This is a genomic window from Corallococcus sp. AB032C (assembly GCF_003668935.1).
In the GTDB taxonomy this organism is placed as follows: Bacteria; Myxococcota; Myxococcia; order Myxococcales; family Myxococcaceae; genus Corallococcus; species Corallococcus exiguus.
In genome coordinates this window covers 1-15,710 of record NZ_RAWP01000118.1, presented here as the reverse complement: position 1 = coordinate 15,710, position 15,710 = coordinate 1, and the positions used below count along the sequence as shown (strand labels likewise).

Below are 15,710 nucleotides of genomic sequence, written 5' to 3'. Positions count from 1 at the left end.
TCGGCTCCCACCCGTCAAGAGAGACGGACCGGACCGCCGCGCGATGGGCCCATTCGCCATGCGCATCCTCGAGGTCTCGAACTTCATGCCGCCCCACCCTGGCGGCATCGAAATCATGGTGGAGACGCTGTTCCAGGGGCTGCGCGGGCGGGGCCACGACGTGCGGTGGATTGCCGGCGCCACGCCCGAGCCGCCCGGGGTCTCCGACGCGCGCGTGCGGGTGGCCGCGTGGAACTGGCTGGAGCGCAACCTCCATGTGCCCATGCCGGTGTGGGCCCCGTCGGGCTGGCGGCAGCTGGACGCGCTCGTGCGCGAGGTGGACGTGGTGCACGCGCACGACTGCCTCTACCTGTCCTCCGCGATGACGGCCGCGCTCTGCCGGCGCCACCGCAAGCCGCTGCTCATCACCCAGCACGTGGGTGAGGTCCCCTACGGTGGGGTGCTGGACACCGTGCAGGACGTGGCCTACCGGACGCTCGGGCGCACGGTGCTGATGTCCGCCACCGAGGTGGTGACGTACAGCCCCCACGTGCAGGCCTACTTCGCCCGCGTGGGCCTGAAGCGTCCCCTGCGCCTGATTCCCCTGGGGTTCTCACCGCGCTTCCAGCCGCTCGCCCCGGAAGCACGACGCCGGGCCCGCGCCGCCTTCGGCCTTTCCGAGTCCGCGCCCCTCGTCCTCTTCGCCGCGCGCCTGGTGCCGAAGAAGGGGGTGTCGCTGGTGGCCGAGGTGCAGCGGAGGCTTGCCCCAGAGGGCATCCGGCTGGTGGTGGCCGGAGACGGCCCGCTCGCCTCCGAGATCGAGGGCCTGACGGGGACCGACCACCTGCGCCAGGTGGACCACGCGCGCATGCACGAGCTCTACGCGTGCGCGGACGTGCTGCTCTTGCCTTCGCGGGGCGAGGGCCTGCCCCTGACGCTCCAGGAGGGCATGCTCACGGGTCTGCCCGCCGTGGTGTCCACGGATCCGTCCTTCACCGCCAACGTCTCGGACGCGCCCGGCGTGCTGCGGGTGGAGGGCGCGGACGCGCTGGCGGCGGCCGTGCGAAGCCTGCTGGCCTCCCCGCCCCCTCGCGAGCAGGTCGCGCACTGGGGACGCGAGCGCTGGGGTCTGGAGCGCTTCATCACGGACTACGAGCAGACGCTCGCGCGGCTCGTGCGCGAGGGCTGAGGACCGGGCATCAGGGCCGCTCGAACACCGCGCACGTCACTTCGAAGGGGCGCACCAGCCACGGCCACAGCCACCGCGCCACGCTCTCGCGGGGGACGCCCGGCTCGGCGCCGCGGCCCGGCCGCAGGAGCCGGCCCACCGCCGCGGGCAGGTCCTGGGCCACCAGGTGCACGAGCGTGCCGCAGGGCACCACCTCGCCGGCCACGAGCCGCAGGTCCGGGAAGAGCGCGGCGACTTCTGACACCGTCGGCCGGAAGCGGGTGTCGATGGGGTCCGGGTGCCAGGGAAAGGCACGCGGCACGCTGAGCAGGAGCACGCCCCCGGGGGCCACCAGCCGGGACAGCTGGCGCGCGAAGTCCCGGGGATCCGGGACATGCTCCAGCACGTTCGTGCAGCACACGGAGCGGATGCCGCGCGCCTCCAACCGGGCCATGCAGTCCGCGTCCAGCAGGCTGCCCACCACGTCCACTCCGTCGTCGGCCTTGAGGTCCTGGTGCACCACCTGTCCGCCCCGCGCCAGCCACGGCGCGAAGAGCTCCTGGTGGATCCACGGCTGCTGGACCTCACGGAAGTGGCGCGTGGAGCTGCCCACGTTGAGCAGCGGGGACAACCGCGAGACATCCAGTGACGTCATCTGGCGTGAGAGCCAGCGGGCTTCGGGCTTCAGCATCGGGACGCTCCGGCGGGCGGTCAGGGCGACGGCGGGGGGAAATCCGAGGGCAGTTCCTTCACCGGCGAGGGGAAGCGGTCGGGGGAGGCCTGGTCGAGCGGGACGAGCCGGTGCTGGCAGTCCTTTCGCGACACGACGAGCAGGTAGCCCTCGCGTCCCGGGAAGCGCTTCATCAGCTCCCGGTCCCGCTCCACGCCCAGGTGGTTGGCCCAGAGCACGGGGTCATCCAGGTCCGGTCCGTTGTTGGGCCGGGTGAAAACGAAGTGGCGCGCCGGGGCCGCCTGACATGGCGGCGCGATGGGGTGCTGCGTGAAGACGATGGACGGCACCGGCGCCTCGCGCTCCACGAACTCCAACGGCGTGCGCACGTCCCGCGCCAGCAGGGCCAGCGTCGTCCACCGCGGGGGCAGGTACATGGCCGCGCACACCAGCAGCAGCCCCGCCACCGTGCCCGGCACCAGCCCCGGCCGCCCCTGCGCCCACGCCCAGCGCCACAGCGTGCGCAGTCCGTCCGTGGTCAGCAGCACCAGCGGCAGCATCGCCTCCGAATAGTGCACCGGCCCGAACGAGTCGATGCCCGCGTCCGCCACGGGAATGTGCACCACCCAGAGCCCGGCCATGCTCGCCGCCATCCAGCGCGCGTGCGGCCCCCGCGCCAGACACGCGAGCGCAAGGCCCAGCGGCCACCCGAAGCCATCCACGCTCAGCCGGAAGAGCGCCACCACGCCGCGGCCCAGCGCGAGCCACGGGGAGCGGTCCACGAAGAAGTACCAGAAGCCTTCCCCGCTCGCGGAATCGGGGGCGAACGTGGCGAAGCGGAAGGCGTTGGCGCGCGCGTAGAACAGGCCCGCGTGGTAGCCCGTCATCCACGGCGAGCCCGTCTGGGCGGCGTTGGCCGCGAGGAACAGCGCCGCGAGCGGCACCGCCACCGCCAGGAAGGCGCCCACTCTCGCGGGCACCCCTCGGCGCTCGCTCCGCCAGAGCCCCAGGGCCCACCACACGAGCAGCGGCCCCCCCAGGCCCACCGCGGTCGCGGGCCGCGTCCAGAACGCCAGGCAGAAGAAGAACGCCACGCCCGCGCTCGCCGCCGCGCCGGCCCCCGCGCGCGAGCGCTGCACGCAGTACAGCAGCCACGCCAGCGCGAAGAGGACCGCGGTGTGAGACATCATCGTGGCCGCGCCCGTCATCAGCAGCGGCGACACGAGGCACAGGAGCGCAGCGACGCGCGCCCATGCCGAGCCGAACCACTCGCGCGCCACCAGGAAGACGGCCACCGTCGTCGCTCCCGCGAGCAGCGGGTTGATGAGCCAGGGCACGCCCGCCTTCATGCCGAACGCCAGGAGGAACGGCCACCCGAGGAAGTACTGGCTGTACAGCTTCCCGTCGTTCACGAGGAAGCCGTTGTCGAAGAAGAGCTTCAGGGGCGGCGAGGGCACCCACAGCCGGAAGGACGCCAGGAGGCGCGCCGCGAACTGATAGGAGGCCTCGTCGTCCGTGAGGGGCGCGTGCCCCAGGAGCAGCGACTGGATGGCGAGCGGAATGAGCACGCCCATCAGGCCCAGCAGCACGAGGCTCCGGCGGTCCGGGTAATCACGCCACGCGGAGCGCCAGCGCTGGAGGGTCTCCGCCCGGAGGCCCCGGCCTCCCGCGAGCGCCAGGCACACCACCACGGGGATGCCGAGAAAGCCCATCATCGCCGCGAGCAGGAGATACCGGGGCGTCGGCAGGTCGATGCTCCCCACGTCCAGGCGGAAGCCCTTGAAGTACGACAGCCAGAGCGCCGCGTGAGCCAGCAACAGCACGGCGGCCAGCACGAGCGGGGGGAAGGGGGATCTGCCAGGGGGAGGAGCCATGGGTGAGGCCCGGCAGCGTAGCGCAACGGCCCGGGGCGTGGATCAGCGGAAGGAGCGTGTAGAGTGGCGCTCCACGCCACGAGGACGTGGCCCCTTTTTTTGCCGACCTTCCGAATGAGCCGCCCGAGCCTCGCGCCGCCGCCCCGCATCGCGGTCATCCTCCCCTGCTTCAACGAGGCGCTGGCCATCGCGCACACGGTGCAGTCCTTCCGCCAGGCACTGCCCACGGCGACGGTCTACGTCTACGACAACGCCTCCACGGACGAGACAGCCCGGGTGGCGCGGGAAGCGGGCGCCCTGGTGCGCGCCGAGCCCCGGCGCGGCAAGGGCAACGTCCTGCGGCGGGCCTTCGCGGACGTGGACGCAGACATCTACGTCGTCGCGGACGGCGACGGCACCTACGACGCCAGCGCGGCGGAAGGGATGACCCGCCTGCTCCAGGACGAGTGCCTGGACATGGTCGTGGGCACGCGGGTGCACACCGAGAACGAGGCCTACCGGGCGGGCCACGTGGCCGGCAACTGGCTCTTCAACCAGGTGGTGGCCAGCCTCTTCGACAAGGGGCTGTCGGACATCTTCTCCGGCTACCGGGTGATGTCGCGGCGCTTCATCAAGTCGTTTCCCTGCGCCTCGGAGGGGTTCGAAATCGAGGCGGAGATGAGCATCCACGCGCTTCAGCTGCGCATGCCCGTGCGCGAGGTGCCCACGCGCTACGCGAAGCGGATGGAGGGCTCGCACAGCAAGCTGAACACCTGGCGCGACGGCCTTCGCATCCTGGTCCACATCCTACGGCTGCAGCGGCTGCTGCGGCCACGGCAGTTCTTCGGCGCCCTCGGAGCGGTGCTCGTCGTCGTCGCGCTGCTCTTGTCCATTCCCGTCTTCCTCCAGTTCTTCGAGACGGGCCAGGTGCTGCGCTTCCCCACCGCCATCCTGTGCACGGGCCTGGTGCTGTTGGGCGCGCTGTCGGGACTCGTGGGTCTGGTGCTCGAGGGCGTGAGCCAGCTGTCGCTGGAGACCAAGCGGCTGAGCTACCTGGCCGAGCCCGCCGTCGCGCTCCCGGAGGCGGAAGACGCCCGGGAGTCCGTCACGACCGGGGGGACGGCTCGTCCAGTTCTTCCGTGAGGCCGTGCTTCGCCAACCGGTAGCGGAAGGAGCGGAAGGACAGGCCCAGCAGCTCCGCGGCGCGCGTCTTCACGCCCTGGGACTGCTTGAGCGCGGCCAGCAGGTGCCGCCGCTCGTTTTCGTCCAGGTGGCGCTCCAGGTTGAAGCCCGAGCCCAGCGAAGGCTCGCCGCTGTCGCCCGGGCGGCTCAGGGGCTCCGACTCACCGCGCACCGCGGGCGGCAGCGTGCCGGGCCCCAGCAGCTCCGAGTCCGACAGCGTGGCCGCGCGCTCCACCATGTTCTGCAACTGGCGCACGTTGCCCGGGAACGCGTAGCGCTCCATCACCGCCAGCGTCTCCGGCGCGAAGCGCAGGGCCGGCCGGCCCAGCTCCTCCGCCAGCCGCGCCAGGAAGTGCGTGGCGAGCGGCGGGATGTCCTCCGGCCGCTCGCGCAGCGGGGGCAGCTCCAGCGTGATGACGTTGAGCCGGTAGAAGAGGTCCTCGCGGAAGCGGCCCGCCTTCACCTCCGCCTCCAGCCGGCGGTTGGTGGCCGCGATGACGCGCGCCTGGAAGGGAATCTCCGCAGCGCTGCCCACCGGCTTCACCTTGCGCTCCTGCAGCACGCGCAACAGCTTCACCTGCGTGGCGAGCGGCATCTCGCCCACCTCGTCCAGCATCACCGTCCCCTCGGCCGCGGACACGAGCAGGCCCGGCCGCTCGTGCGTGGCGCCCGTGAAGGACCCCTTCATGTGGCCGAACAGCTCGCTCTCCAGCACGCCTTCATTGAGGGCGCCGCAGTTGAAGGGGAGGAAGGGCTGGGCGGCGCGCTGGCCGCGCAGGTGGATGGCGCGCGCCACCAGCTCCTTGCCGGTGCCGCTCTCCCCCGTCACCAGCACCGTGCTGCGGCCCGGGGCCACCTTCTCCACCAGCTGCCACAGGGCGCGCATGCGGGGGCTCGTCCCCACCAGCAACCCGCCCAGGCCGGGCAGGAGCCGCGACTTGAGCGTGAGGTTCTCCTGGCGCAGCGCGCGCTTCTCCAGCGCCTTGTGCACCAGCAGCCGCAGTTCCTCGTTGTCGAAGGGCTTGCAGATGTAGTCGTAGGCGCCCTCGCGCATGGCCTCCACCGCGGAGGACGGCGTGCCGAAGGCGGTGATGAGCACCACCTCCGGCGGCTCCTTGCGCGAGCGCGCCGTGCGCAGCACGTCCAGGCCACTGCCCGAGCCCAGCTTCATGTCGGAGATGACCAGGTCCACCTGGTCCTTCTCCAGCATGGCCCGCGCGTTCTCCACGGAGGGCACGCTCGTCACGGCGTAGCCTTCCCGCACGAGGAGGATTTCCAGGTACTCGCGCATGGACAGCTCGTCGTCCACCACCAGCACGTGGCCGCGCGACCCACCGTCATGAGGGAGCGGCGCCGTCACAGGGGCAGCCCCACGAGGAACTCGGTGCCTTCAGCGGGATTGGACGTCACGCGGATGGTGCCTCCGTGCGCGTGGATGATGGAGTGCGCGGTGGACAGGCCCAGCCCGGTGCCACCGTTGCGGGTCGTGAAGAACGGCTCGAACAGGTGTCCCATCATCTCCTCCGTGATGCTGCCCGCCGAGTCCCACACGCGAATCTGCGCTTCCTTGTCCGCGCGCGCCAGGGCCACGCGCACCGTTCCCTTCGGCCCCGCCGCCTGGATGCCATTGCGCACCAGGTTGAGGAGCACCTGACGCAGCTGGTCCGGGTCCACCGGCGCGGTCAGCGCGTCCAGCGAGCGCACCTCCATCTGGACTTCGCGTGAAAGCGGGTCCGCGCGGAGCATGTCCACCGTCTCCGACAGCAGCGTGTCCAGGGCCACCGGCCGGCGCTGCGGCTCGGGTGGGCGCGCGAAGCGCAGGAAGTCCTCCACCAGCCGCGCCAGCCGGTCCGCCTCACGCGTGAGGATGCCGGTGAGCTTCGTCACCACCACGTCACCGGACGAGTCCTGGGCCAGCAGCTGCGCGGAGCCGCGCATGGCGGCCAGCGGGTTGCGGATTTCGTGCGCCAGCTGCGCGGACAGCGCGCCCAGGCTGGCCAGCCGGTCCGTGCGCTTGAGGTCCTCCTCCATGCGCCGCAGCTCCGTGAGGTCCTGGAAGACGATGAGCAGCGAGCCCGCCTCGCCCTCCAGGGGCGACACGGACAGCCCCAGCACCCGCTGGCCCCCGGGCGTCTTCACCCGCAGCTCGCCCCGGGTGGCGCGCGGCGCCAGCACGGACACGCCCGGCAGGAGCTTCTCCAGCGGCTGGCCCACGCACGCGCTGTCCGTGACCTGGAGGATGCCGCAGGCCGCGGTGTTGAGGAAGGTGACGCGCCGCTCGGCGTCACAGGTGACGAGCCCTGACGGCATTGAGGACAGGATGAGCTGCTGCAGCCGCCCCAGCCGGCGCAGGTCCGCCTCGCTCTGGGACAGCGCACCGCCCGTGGCGGACAACTGGCGCGACAGGTAGCCGGACAGCACGGCGATGAGGCCCAGCGCCAGCACGTTGCTGCCCAGCACGAAGAGCACCCGCGAGGGCGCCATCGTCGGGGCGTCCGCCGGCAGGGTGAGCCGCATGACCAGCAGCAGCCCGGTGAAGGCCAGCGAGGACACGACCGCGGCCCACAGCGCGCCGCGCCGATCCAACACCACCGCCGCGCCGATGACGGCCAGGCTGTAGAGGAACGTCAGCGGCGACTCCGCGCCGCCGCTCAGGAACACCAGGCCGGTGGCGATGATGACGTCGCCCACCACCTGCACCACGGCGTCCAGGCGCCCCGCGGTGCCCCGGCGCAAGCGCAGGCCCGTCACCACCGTGAGGACGTAGGCCGCCGCGATGACCCCGAACGACAGCGAGTCCGCGCGGCTGGGCTCCTGCGCGGGCTGGGTCGCCAGCCGGACCACCGTCACGACGAGCGACAGGCTCGCCGCGACGGTGCGGAACAACACCAGCCACACCAGACGCGAGCGCAGCCCGGGGGCCACGCCGCGCATCAGCCTTCCACCGCCCGCGCTACTTGATGGCGCCGGCAAGCGAGAAGATGGGCAGGTACATGGCGATGAGGAAGCCGCCGACCACGCCGCCCAGGAACACCATGAGGAGCGGTTCGATCATCGAGGTGAGGGCGCTGACCGCCGTGTCGACCTCGTCGTCGTAGAAGTCGGCGATCTTGTTGAGCATGGTGTCCATGGCGCCCGTCGCCTCGCCGACGCCAATCATCTGCACCACCATGGAGGGGAACACCTTCGTCTCCAGCAGCGGGCCCGCGATGTTCTTGCCCTCGGCGATCTTCCCGCGCACGTAGTAGATGGCCTCTTCCACCGTGCGGTTACCGGCCGTCTTCGCCGTCACGTCCAGCGCGTCCAGGATGGGCACGCCCGAGGAGATCATCGTGCCCAGCGTGCGCGTGAAGCGCGCCACGGCCACCTTGCGGAGCACGTCGCCGAACAGGGGCATCTTGAGGAAGACCTTGTCCCAGAACTTGCGGCCCTTGGGCTGGCGGTAGCTCCAGGTGAAGGAGAACACCACCGCCGCGATGCCGACCACGGTGTGGATGAAGTACGCCTGGGCGAACTTCGACATGTCCACGACCACCTGCGTGGGCGCGGGCAGCTTGGAGTTGAAGTCCGCGAACATCTTCTCGAAGACGGGCGTCACCTTGAGCAGCAGCAGCGCCGTCACGCCGATGGCCACCAGGATGACCACTGACGGGTAGGTCATGGCGCTCTTGACCTTGGCCTTCAGCTTCTCGCTCTTCTCACGGTAGGCGGCGAGCCGGTTGAGGATGGTGTCGAGGATACCGCCCACCTCGCCCGCGGCGCACAGCTGCACGTAGAGCTCGTCGAAGATCTTGGGGTGCTCCTTCAGCGCGTCCGCGAAGGTGCTGCCCTGCTCCACCTTGCTCTTGATGGCGAACACCACCTTCTTGAAGGCGGGGTTGTCCATCTGGCTGGCGAGGATGTCCAAGCACTGCACCAGCGGCAGGCCGGCGTCGATCATCGTCGCGAACTGACGGGTGAAGATGAGGATGTCCTTGCCCGTCACCCCGCCCATGCCGGGCAGGGAGATGGCCCCGTCGAGGGCGCCCTTCTTGCGCACCTTCGTGGGGTTGAGGCCGAGCGACTTCAGGCGCGCGTTGACGGCCTCGATGTCCGGGGCCTCCATCTCGCCCTTCTTGTTCTCCCCGCTCTTGGTCTTCGCCTCCCAGAGGAACTGGGCACTGTTCTTCTTGGACGCTGTCGCCTTCTGCTGCACTGCTGGTGCTGCCATAACGGGACCTCCGGGGAGGGCGAGGAGTCTAACCTGTGATTTTCATGCCCCAAAACTAACGGGCACCCGCTCCCCCGGCCGGCCGCTGGGCCCCGCCCGTTCCACCACCCGAGGCGAGGATGTTGCGCAGCTCCTCCGGGTCGGAAGAACGGCCGAAGGCCTCGTCCTGGGAGATGACCCGGCGCGCCAGAAGGGCGGCCAGCGCCTGGTTGAACGTCTGCATGCCGTACTTCGCCTGGCCCACCTGCATGGACGAGTAGATCTGGTGGACCTTGTCCTCGCGGATGAGGTTCCGGATGGCGGGGTTGGGCACCATGACCTCCAGGGCCAGCACGCGGCCCGGCCCCCCCACCTTGGAGACGAGCGCCTGGCTCATCACGCCCTCCAGCACGAAGGACATCTGGGCGCGCACCTGGGGCTGCTGGTACGGCGGGAAGACGTCCAGCACGCGGTTGATGGTCTGCACCGCGCTGTTGGTGTGCAGCGTCGCGTAGCAGATGTGGCCCGTCTCCGCGATGGTGAGCGCCGCTTCGATGGTCTCCAGGTCTCGGAGCTCACCGACCAGCACGATGTCCGGGTCCTGGCGGAGGATGTACTTGAGGGCCGTCTTGAAGTTGCGCGTGTCCGCACCGACCTCGCGCTGGTTCACCAGGCAGTTCTTGTGCGGGTGCAGGTACTCGATGGGGTCCTCGATGGTCATGATGTGCTCATGACGCTCGGTGTTGATCTTGTCGATCATCGAGGCCAGCGTGGTGGACTTGCCGGAGCCCGTGGGGCCCGTCACCAGGATGAGGCCGCGGGGCTTCTTCACCAGCTCCGCCACCACCGGCGGCAGGCCCAGCTCCTGGAACGTCAGGATCTTGAAGGGAATCGTGCGGAACGCACCGGCGACGGCGCCGCGCTGCATGAAGATGTTCGCGCGGAAGCGCGACAGGCCCTTCACGCCGAACGACAGGTCCAGCTCGTTCTCCTCCTCGAACTTGTGCTTCTGGGCGTCCGTGAGGATGGAGTAGCAGAGCTGCTTGGTCTCCACGGGCGTGAGCGGCGCCGTCTTGAGCGGGACGAGCTCACCGTCCACGCGGAGCTGCGGCGGCGAGCCGGTGGTGATGTGGAGGTCGGAAGAGCCCTTCTCGACCATCGCCTTGAGGAGCTGGTGCAGGTTGGCCACGGATGCGTGTCCTGTCGGAGGAAGAAGTGTGGGAAGGAGGTGGGGTGACTAGAAGCGGTCCGGCGCGGTGTTGCCCACGACCTCTTCGAGCGTCGTCATTCCGTCCATGAGCTTCTTGAGCGCGCTCATGCGCAGGCTGCTCATGCCCAGGCGGATGGCCTCCTGCTTGAGCTCCGCGGCGGAGGCGCCGTTGATGACCAGCTCCTTGAGGCCGTCCCAGAAGGGCATGACCTCGTAGATGGCCACGCGGCCGCGGTAGCCGCGGTCGTTGCACTCGCGGCAGCCGACCTTCTCGTACATGGTGAAGGTGCCCATCTTGTCCGGCGGGATGCCCGCGTCGATGAGGGCCTGCTCGTCCACCTTCTCCGCGGGGCGCTTGCACGCGGGGCACAGCCGGCGCGCCAGACGCTGGGCGAGGATGAGGTTGAGCGACGCCGTCACGAGGAACGGCTCGATGCCCATGTTGAGCAGACGGCTCACCGTGCCCGGGGCGTCGTTGGTGTGCAGCGTGGAGAGCACCAGGTGGCCCGTGAGCGCCGCCTTCACGCCGATTTCCGCCGTCTCGAAGTCGCGGATCTCACCGATCATGATGATGTCGGGGTCCTGGCGGAGGAAGGAGCGCAGGCCGGCCGCGAAGTTCAGGCCGATGTCTTCATGCATCTGCACCTGGTTGATGCCGGCGAAGTTGAATTCGACCGGGTCCTCCGCGGTGCAGATGTTGGTGCCCACGTCGTTGAGGCTGGAGAGCGCCGAGTACAGCGTCGTCGTCTTGCCGGAGCCCGTGGGGCCCGTCACCAGCACCATGCCGTAGGGACGGTCGATGGCCTCCTTGAACCAGGCCAGGGGCGTCGCGTCGAAGCCCAGCTTGGTCATGTCCAGCTGCAGGTTGCTCTTGTCGAGCAAGCGCATCACGACCTTCTCGCCGAAGAGCGTGGGGCACACGCTCACGCGGAAGTCCATCTCCTTGCCACCGCCGATCTTGATCTTGATGCGGCCGTCCTGCGGCAGGCGCCGTTCGGAGATGTCCAGCGACGCCATGATCTTCAGACGGCTGGTGATGGCGTTGCGCAGCTTCATGGGCGGGCGCATCACCTCGTACATCACGCCGTCGATGCGGAAGCGGACCCGGAAGTCCTTCTCGTACGGCTCGATGTGGATGTCGGACGCGCGCTTCTTGATGGCGTCCATGAGGATGAGGTTCACCAGCTTGACCACGGGCGCGTCATCCGCGGCCTTGGCCATCTCATCCACGTTCTCCTGCTCCTCCTTGGCGACCTCGATGTCGTCGTCCACGTCGCCGACGATGTCCTCCAGCGAGGGGCCCTTCTCCGCGTAGTAGCGCTCGATGGCTTCGCGGATGGAGATCTCGGACGCGACGACGGCTTCGATGTTGTAGCCGGTGAGGAACTTCAGGTCGTCCACCGCGAAGATGTTGGACGGGTCGCACATGGCCACGATGAGGGACGGGCCCGCGCGGTTGACCGGGATCACCAGGTGCTTCTCGGCCACTTCCTTGGGCACGAGCTTGATGATGTCCGGATCAATGTCGAAGTCCTTCAGGTTGATGGCCGGGACGCCGTACTGCTTCGACAGGAAGTCGGTGAGCTTCGACTCCTCGATGGCGCCCGTCTTGATGAGCGCCGTGCCAATGCGCGCGCCACTCTTCTGCTGCTCCTCCTGCGCCTTGCGGAGTTGCTGGACGGAGATGAGGTTCTCGCGCACCAGCAATTCACCGAGTCGACCGGACATTTCTGGGATGCCTCTTTGAGCGTGAGGAGGGAACAGCCAGAGCCCCGGCTGTCAGCGGGACCCGCGGGGGGAATGAGGCCATGCTACAGGGGCCTGAAGCCCTGGCACGGATCCTCCCGGATTAGAGGAAACCGATGCGCGGCCTGTCAAGGCGCCCTGGCGTGCTCCCTTGCTGTCCGGAGCCCTCTTCCGGAGGGCGCGCCCCTGGGCTCTGGAGCCGCTCTGGGGCCCCTACCCGTCGCCGCGGGCCACCACGGTGCGGGCGGCCTCCACGTCGCGCTTGATTTGACCCACCAACTCTGCGGCGGAACCAAATCGTTGCTCGGGCCGCAGCCGCTCCAGGAACTGCACCCGCAGCTCCTTGCCGTAGAGGTCGCCGGTGAAGTCCAGGAGGTGCGCCTCGATGGTGACCTCCGTGCCGCCAAAGGTGGGCTTCACGCCGATGTTGGCCGCCCCCGGCCGCCAGGGCCCATCCGCTTCCGCCAGGAGGCGCACGCGGATGGCGTACACGCCGGGCGCGGGCCGCAGCTCGTTCTGCGTGTCCACGTTGGCGGTGGGAAAGCCGATGGTGCGCCCCCGGCCCGCGCCGGACACCACCGTGCCGTCCAGGTCGAACGGGCGGCCGAGCAGGCGCCTGGCCGCGCCCACCCTGCCCTCCAGGATGTACTCGCGGATCCGCGACGAGGACGCGACGACGCCGTCCACGTTCACCGGCTGCACCACGTGCACCCGGGCGCCCCGCTTCGCCGCCGCGTCACGCAGCGTGGTGACGGTGCCGGCGCGCTGGGCGCCGTAGGTGTAGTCACTGCCCACGACGACGTGGCCCACGCCCAGCGTGTCGAAGAGGGCGGCCTCGAAGTCCTGCGGCGTGGAGCGCGCGTAGTCGCGTGTGAAGGGCTGCACCACCCCGTGGGACAGGCCGCACGCGGCGAGCAGCTCCAGCTTGCGCGGCAGGAGCGTAATCAGCTTGGGCGCCAGGTCCGGCTGGAGCACCTTGCCCGGGTGGGGCTGGAAGGTGAGCGCGTTCGCGGGGGCGTGGCGAAGCGCTTCCGCGAAGAGGGCCTGGTGGCCCACGTGCACGCCGTCGAAGTTGCCCAGCGCGAGGGCCTGCCCCTGAAGCTGGCGGCCCGCCTCGGACACGGACTGGAAGACCCTCATGGCCCTTCCCTATACCACCCCGCGCGCTTTTGCCCTGGCCAACCCACGCGGCTCCATGGTTAGAGGCCCCCGTTCCCGCCATGCGCCCTGCCCTGCTCCCTGAACCGGTCGGCCTCAAGTTCGTTCCCCTGGAAGCGCCCCCGGACTGGGAAGCGGAGTTCGGCTTCACGGGGCCGCTGGAGCTGGAGATCGGCTCCGGGGCGGGTGGGCACGCGCTGGAGTACTGCCGCCGCAACCCCGGCGTGCGCTTCGTGGCCTTCGAGTGGCGCAAGAAGTACGCGCGCGACACGCAGATGCGCGCGGAGAAGGCGGGCCTGAAGAACCTGCGCGTCGTCGAATCCGACGCGCGCTTCGTGGTGCCGCGCATCTTCGCGCCCGGGTCGCTGGACGTCATCCACCTGCAGTTCCCCGACCCGTGGTGGAAGCGCTCGCACGCCAAGCGGGCCGTCGTGCAGCCCGATTTCGCGAAGGTGATGCTGGGGCTGCTCAAGCCCGGTGGCCGCTTCGACATGCGCACCGACGTGGAGGACCGCGGGGTGGCCATGCTGAACATCCTGGAGGCGGCGGGCTTCCACAACCCGCTGGGCGCCGGGGTGTTCCACCCGTACGACCCGGAGGAGGTGCCCTCCACCCGCGAGCGGCGCTACCTGTCATCCGGAGAGCCCGTGTACCGCGCACGCCTGGTGAAATCCGCGCCGTAGCCCGCACCGGACCTGTCTGGCCCTGGACGCCCGGCGGCCTCGTGTCCGCGGGTGCCCGCGAGGGCCCTTGGCAGCGCCCTCCCCCCGGAGGAGAATCCGCCCACGGGGTCCCTGCCCCAGGGGACACTCGCGACGTCGGGCCACGACCGCATCCTGTTGGGGGTGGGCGCCTCATGGCGGAAGCCGAAAGGAAACGGATGCCGGAGGGCGTGCGCAGGAGCGGACCCGCCAATGACTTCTCCGGGCGCACCGTGCTCATCGTGGACGATGATCCGGCGCAGATCCGCCACGTGCGTGAGGGCCTGGCCCCGCACGGCTACGTCTTCAAGGAAGCGCTGGACGGGACGCAGGCGCTGTCCGCCATCCGCGCGGGCCGGCCGGACCTCATCGTGATGGACGTGGAGATGCCGGGCCTGGGCGGCGTGGAGGTGTGCCGCATCGTCAAGGCGAACGCGGGCGAGGGCGGCTTCGGCTTCATCCCCGTCATCCTGATGACGGCCCGGCAGGCGGCGGGCAAGGTGGAGGGGCTGGAGCTGGGCGCGGACGACTACCTGGTGAAGCCCTTCGACATGCTGGAGCTGGGCGCGCGCGTGAAGTCCATGCTGCGGCTCAAGGCGCTGCAGGACGCGCTCCTGGAGAAGAACCGCGAGCTGGAGTGGGCCAACCGCGAGCTGGACCGCCGCCGGCAGGAGCTGCTCGCGCTCAGCCGCACGGACGCGCTCACGGGCCTGTACAACCGGCGCTACTTCGAGGAGCGGCTGAGCGAGGAGTTCATGCGCTCGCGCCGGTACCGGTCTCCCCTGTCGCTGGTGATGCTGGACATCGACCACTTCAAGCGCATCAACGACACGTTCGGCCACCCCTTCGGGGACGAGGTGCTGCGCGCGGTGGCGCACACGGCGCGCGGCACGCTGCGGGAGGTGGACCTGCTGGCCCGCTACGGCGGCGAGGAGTTCATCGCCCTGTTGCCGGAGGCGGCCCCCCAGGACGCGTTGCGGGCGTGCGAGCGGGTGCGCGAGGCGATTGAGCGGCTGGAGCTGACGTGGAAGTCGCCGGACGGAACGTCGCAGGAGGTGAAGCTGACCGCGTCGCTGGGCGTGGCGACGGTGCCCGCGGACGACCTGCCGGGCACGGAGGCCCTGCTGCGCGCGGCGGACACCAGCCTGTATTCCGCCAAGGGAACGGGGCGCAATCGCGTCCACCAGCACGCGGCGTGACACACCTCCCGCTTCCCCACGGCGGCGGTTTGACCTAAATCGGAGGCCCCATGCGCCCGCTCGCGATGACGACCTGGCTGCTGTTCGCCTTCCTAGCCCTGAGCGGCTGCAGCCGGCTGCAGCCGGATACCCCCGTGGGGGCCTACCAGACGTTCCACCGGCACGTGCAGCGCGGAGAGCTGCCCAAGGCGTACGCAGGGCTGTCACAACAGACCCAGCAGGTCCTGAAGACGCGGGCGCAGCAGGTGAGCGACGCGTCCGGGGGCATGGTGAAGCCGGAGCCGCTCCCGCTGTTCTTCGCGAATGTCCCGGTGCCGGCGGATGTTCAGGAGGTTTCGCTGCTCCGGCAGGAGGGCGACGTGGCGACCTTGGTGGTGCGCTCGGCGGGCAGGTCGGGCGAGGTCCGGATGGTGAGGGAACCGTCCGGGTGGAAGGTGGACTTTTCAGCATCCCCCCAGCCGTGAGCCCGGGCATGCCCGGACTCCGCGCATCAGGTAACGTACAACCGTGAACGACAGGAAGACACGGCGGGTGCTCCCCGCAGTCGAAGTCATCCGGAGACCGGGCTCGACGCCCGGTGGCCCGGTGACGCCGTCCTCGACTGCCCCCACCCTTTCCCTTATACACATCTGACGCTGCCGACGAAAAGCCCTGT

At 70.0% G+C, this 15,710-nt stretch carries 13 protein-coding genes; 5 read left to right on the top strand and 8 right to left on the bottom strand.

Translation table 11 applies throughout. The annotated features are described in order from the left end of the window. Positions 1–58 precede the first annotated feature (58 nt). Positions 59–1,168 carry a glycosyltransferase family 4 protein gene (locus D7X99_RS35190; protein WP_158627120.1) on the top strand — a complete coding sequence of 370 codons (1,110 nt, stop codon included), beginning with the start codon at positions 59–61 and terminating at the stop codon, positions 1,166–1,168. Positions 1,169–1,178: 10 nt separating this feature from the next. Here D7X99_RS35190 and D7X99_RS35185 read toward each other — a convergent pair whose 3' ends face one another. After that, positions 1,179–1,838, bottom strand: coding sequence for a methyltransferase domain-containing protein (locus D7X99_RS35185; RefSeq protein ID WP_121781594.1), 660 nt, complete (start codon positions 1,836–1,838; stop codon positions 1,179–1,181). A 20-nt stretch (positions 1,839–1,858) separates the two neighbouring features. Then, positions 1,859–3,691 carry a glycosyltransferase family 39 protein gene (locus tag D7X99_RS35180; protein WP_147476358.1) on the bottom strand — a complete coding sequence of 611 codons (1,833 nt, stop codon included), beginning with the start codon at positions 3,689–3,691 and terminating at the stop codon, positions 1,859–1,861. A gap of 114 nt (positions 3,692–3,805) precedes the next feature. On the opposite strand from D7X99_RS35180, the gene D7X99_RS35175 reads away from it, so the two are divergent. Continuing rightward, positions 3,806–4,813, top strand: a complete 1,008-nt coding sequence (locus D7X99_RS35175; protein WP_121781592.1) for a glycosyltransferase — start codon at positions 3,806–3,808, stop codon at positions 4,811–4,813. Here the strand turns inward: D7X99_RS35175 and D7X99_RS35170 are convergent. From D7X99_RS35170 to D7X99_RS35145, 6 genes are all read right to left on the bottom strand, one after another. After that, on the bottom strand, positions 4,776–6,164 hold the full coding sequence (locus tag D7X99_RS35170; protein ID WP_121781606.1) for a sigma-54 dependent transcriptional regulator: 1,389 nt from the start codon (positions 6,162–6,164) through the stop codon (positions 4,776–4,778). The two genes, D7X99_RS35175 and D7X99_RS35170, sit on opposite strands and share 38 nt — an antisense overlap. 44 nt (positions 6,165–6,208) lie before the next feature. Then, positions 6,209–7,786 carry a nitrogen regulation protein NR(II) gene (locus D7X99_RS35165; protein ID WP_169827426.1) on the bottom strand — a complete coding sequence of 526 codons (1,578 nt, stop codon included), beginning with the start codon at positions 7,784–7,786 and terminating at the stop codon, positions 6,209–6,211. A 19-nt stretch (positions 7,787–7,805) separates the two neighbouring features. Further along, complete coding sequence (locus D7X99_RS35160; protein WP_120580215.1) at positions 7,806–9,062, bottom strand: type II secretion system F family protein; 1,257 nt, start codon at positions 9,060–9,062, stop codon at positions 7,806–7,808. A 55-nt stretch (positions 9,063–9,117) separates the two neighbouring features. Beyond that, positions 9,118–10,230: a type IV pilus twitching motility protein PilT gene (locus tag D7X99_RS35155; RefSeq protein ID WP_120580214.1), complete on the bottom strand. Its 1,113-nt coding sequence runs from the start codon at positions 10,228–10,230 to the stop codon at positions 9,118–9,120. A 48-nt stretch (positions 10,231–10,278) separates the two neighbouring features. Beyond that, on the bottom strand, positions 10,279–11,979 hold the full coding sequence (gene pilB / locus D7X99_RS35150; RefSeq protein WP_121781591.1) for a type IV-A pilus assembly ATPase PilB: 1,701 nt from the start codon (positions 11,977–11,979) through the stop codon (positions 10,279–10,281). A gap of 231 nt (positions 11,980–12,210) precedes the next feature. Continuing rightward, complete coding sequence (locus D7X99_RS35145) at positions 12,211–13,137, bottom strand: bifunctional riboflavin kinase/FAD synthetase (protein WP_121781590.1); 927 nt, start codon at positions 13,135–13,137, stop codon at positions 12,211–12,213. Between the two features lie 80 nt (positions 13,138–13,217). On the opposite strand from D7X99_RS35145, the gene D7X99_RS35140 reads away from it, so the two are divergent. From D7X99_RS35140 to D7X99_RS35130, 3 genes are all read left to right on the top strand, one after another. Further along, on the top strand, positions 13,218–13,838 hold the full coding sequence (locus D7X99_RS35140; RefSeq protein ID WP_121781589.1) for a tRNA (guanosine(46)-N(7))-methyltransferase TrmB: 621 nt from the start codon (positions 13,218–13,220) through the stop codon (positions 13,836–13,838). 173 nt (positions 13,839–14,011) lie between these two features. Next, on the top strand, positions 14,012–15,055 hold the full coding sequence (locus D7X99_RS35135) for a diguanylate cyclase (RefSeq protein ID WP_121781588.1): 1,044 nt from the start codon (positions 14,012–14,014) through the stop codon (positions 15,053–15,055). Positions 15,056–15,105: 50 nt separating this feature from the next. Continuing rightward, positions 15,106–15,519 (top strand): hypothetical protein, encoded by a 414-nt coding sequence (locus D7X99_RS35130; RefSeq protein ID WP_120580209.1) that lies wholly within the window; start codon positions 15,106–15,108, stop codon positions 15,517–15,519. Positions 15,520–15,710: the final 191 nt, after the last annotated feature.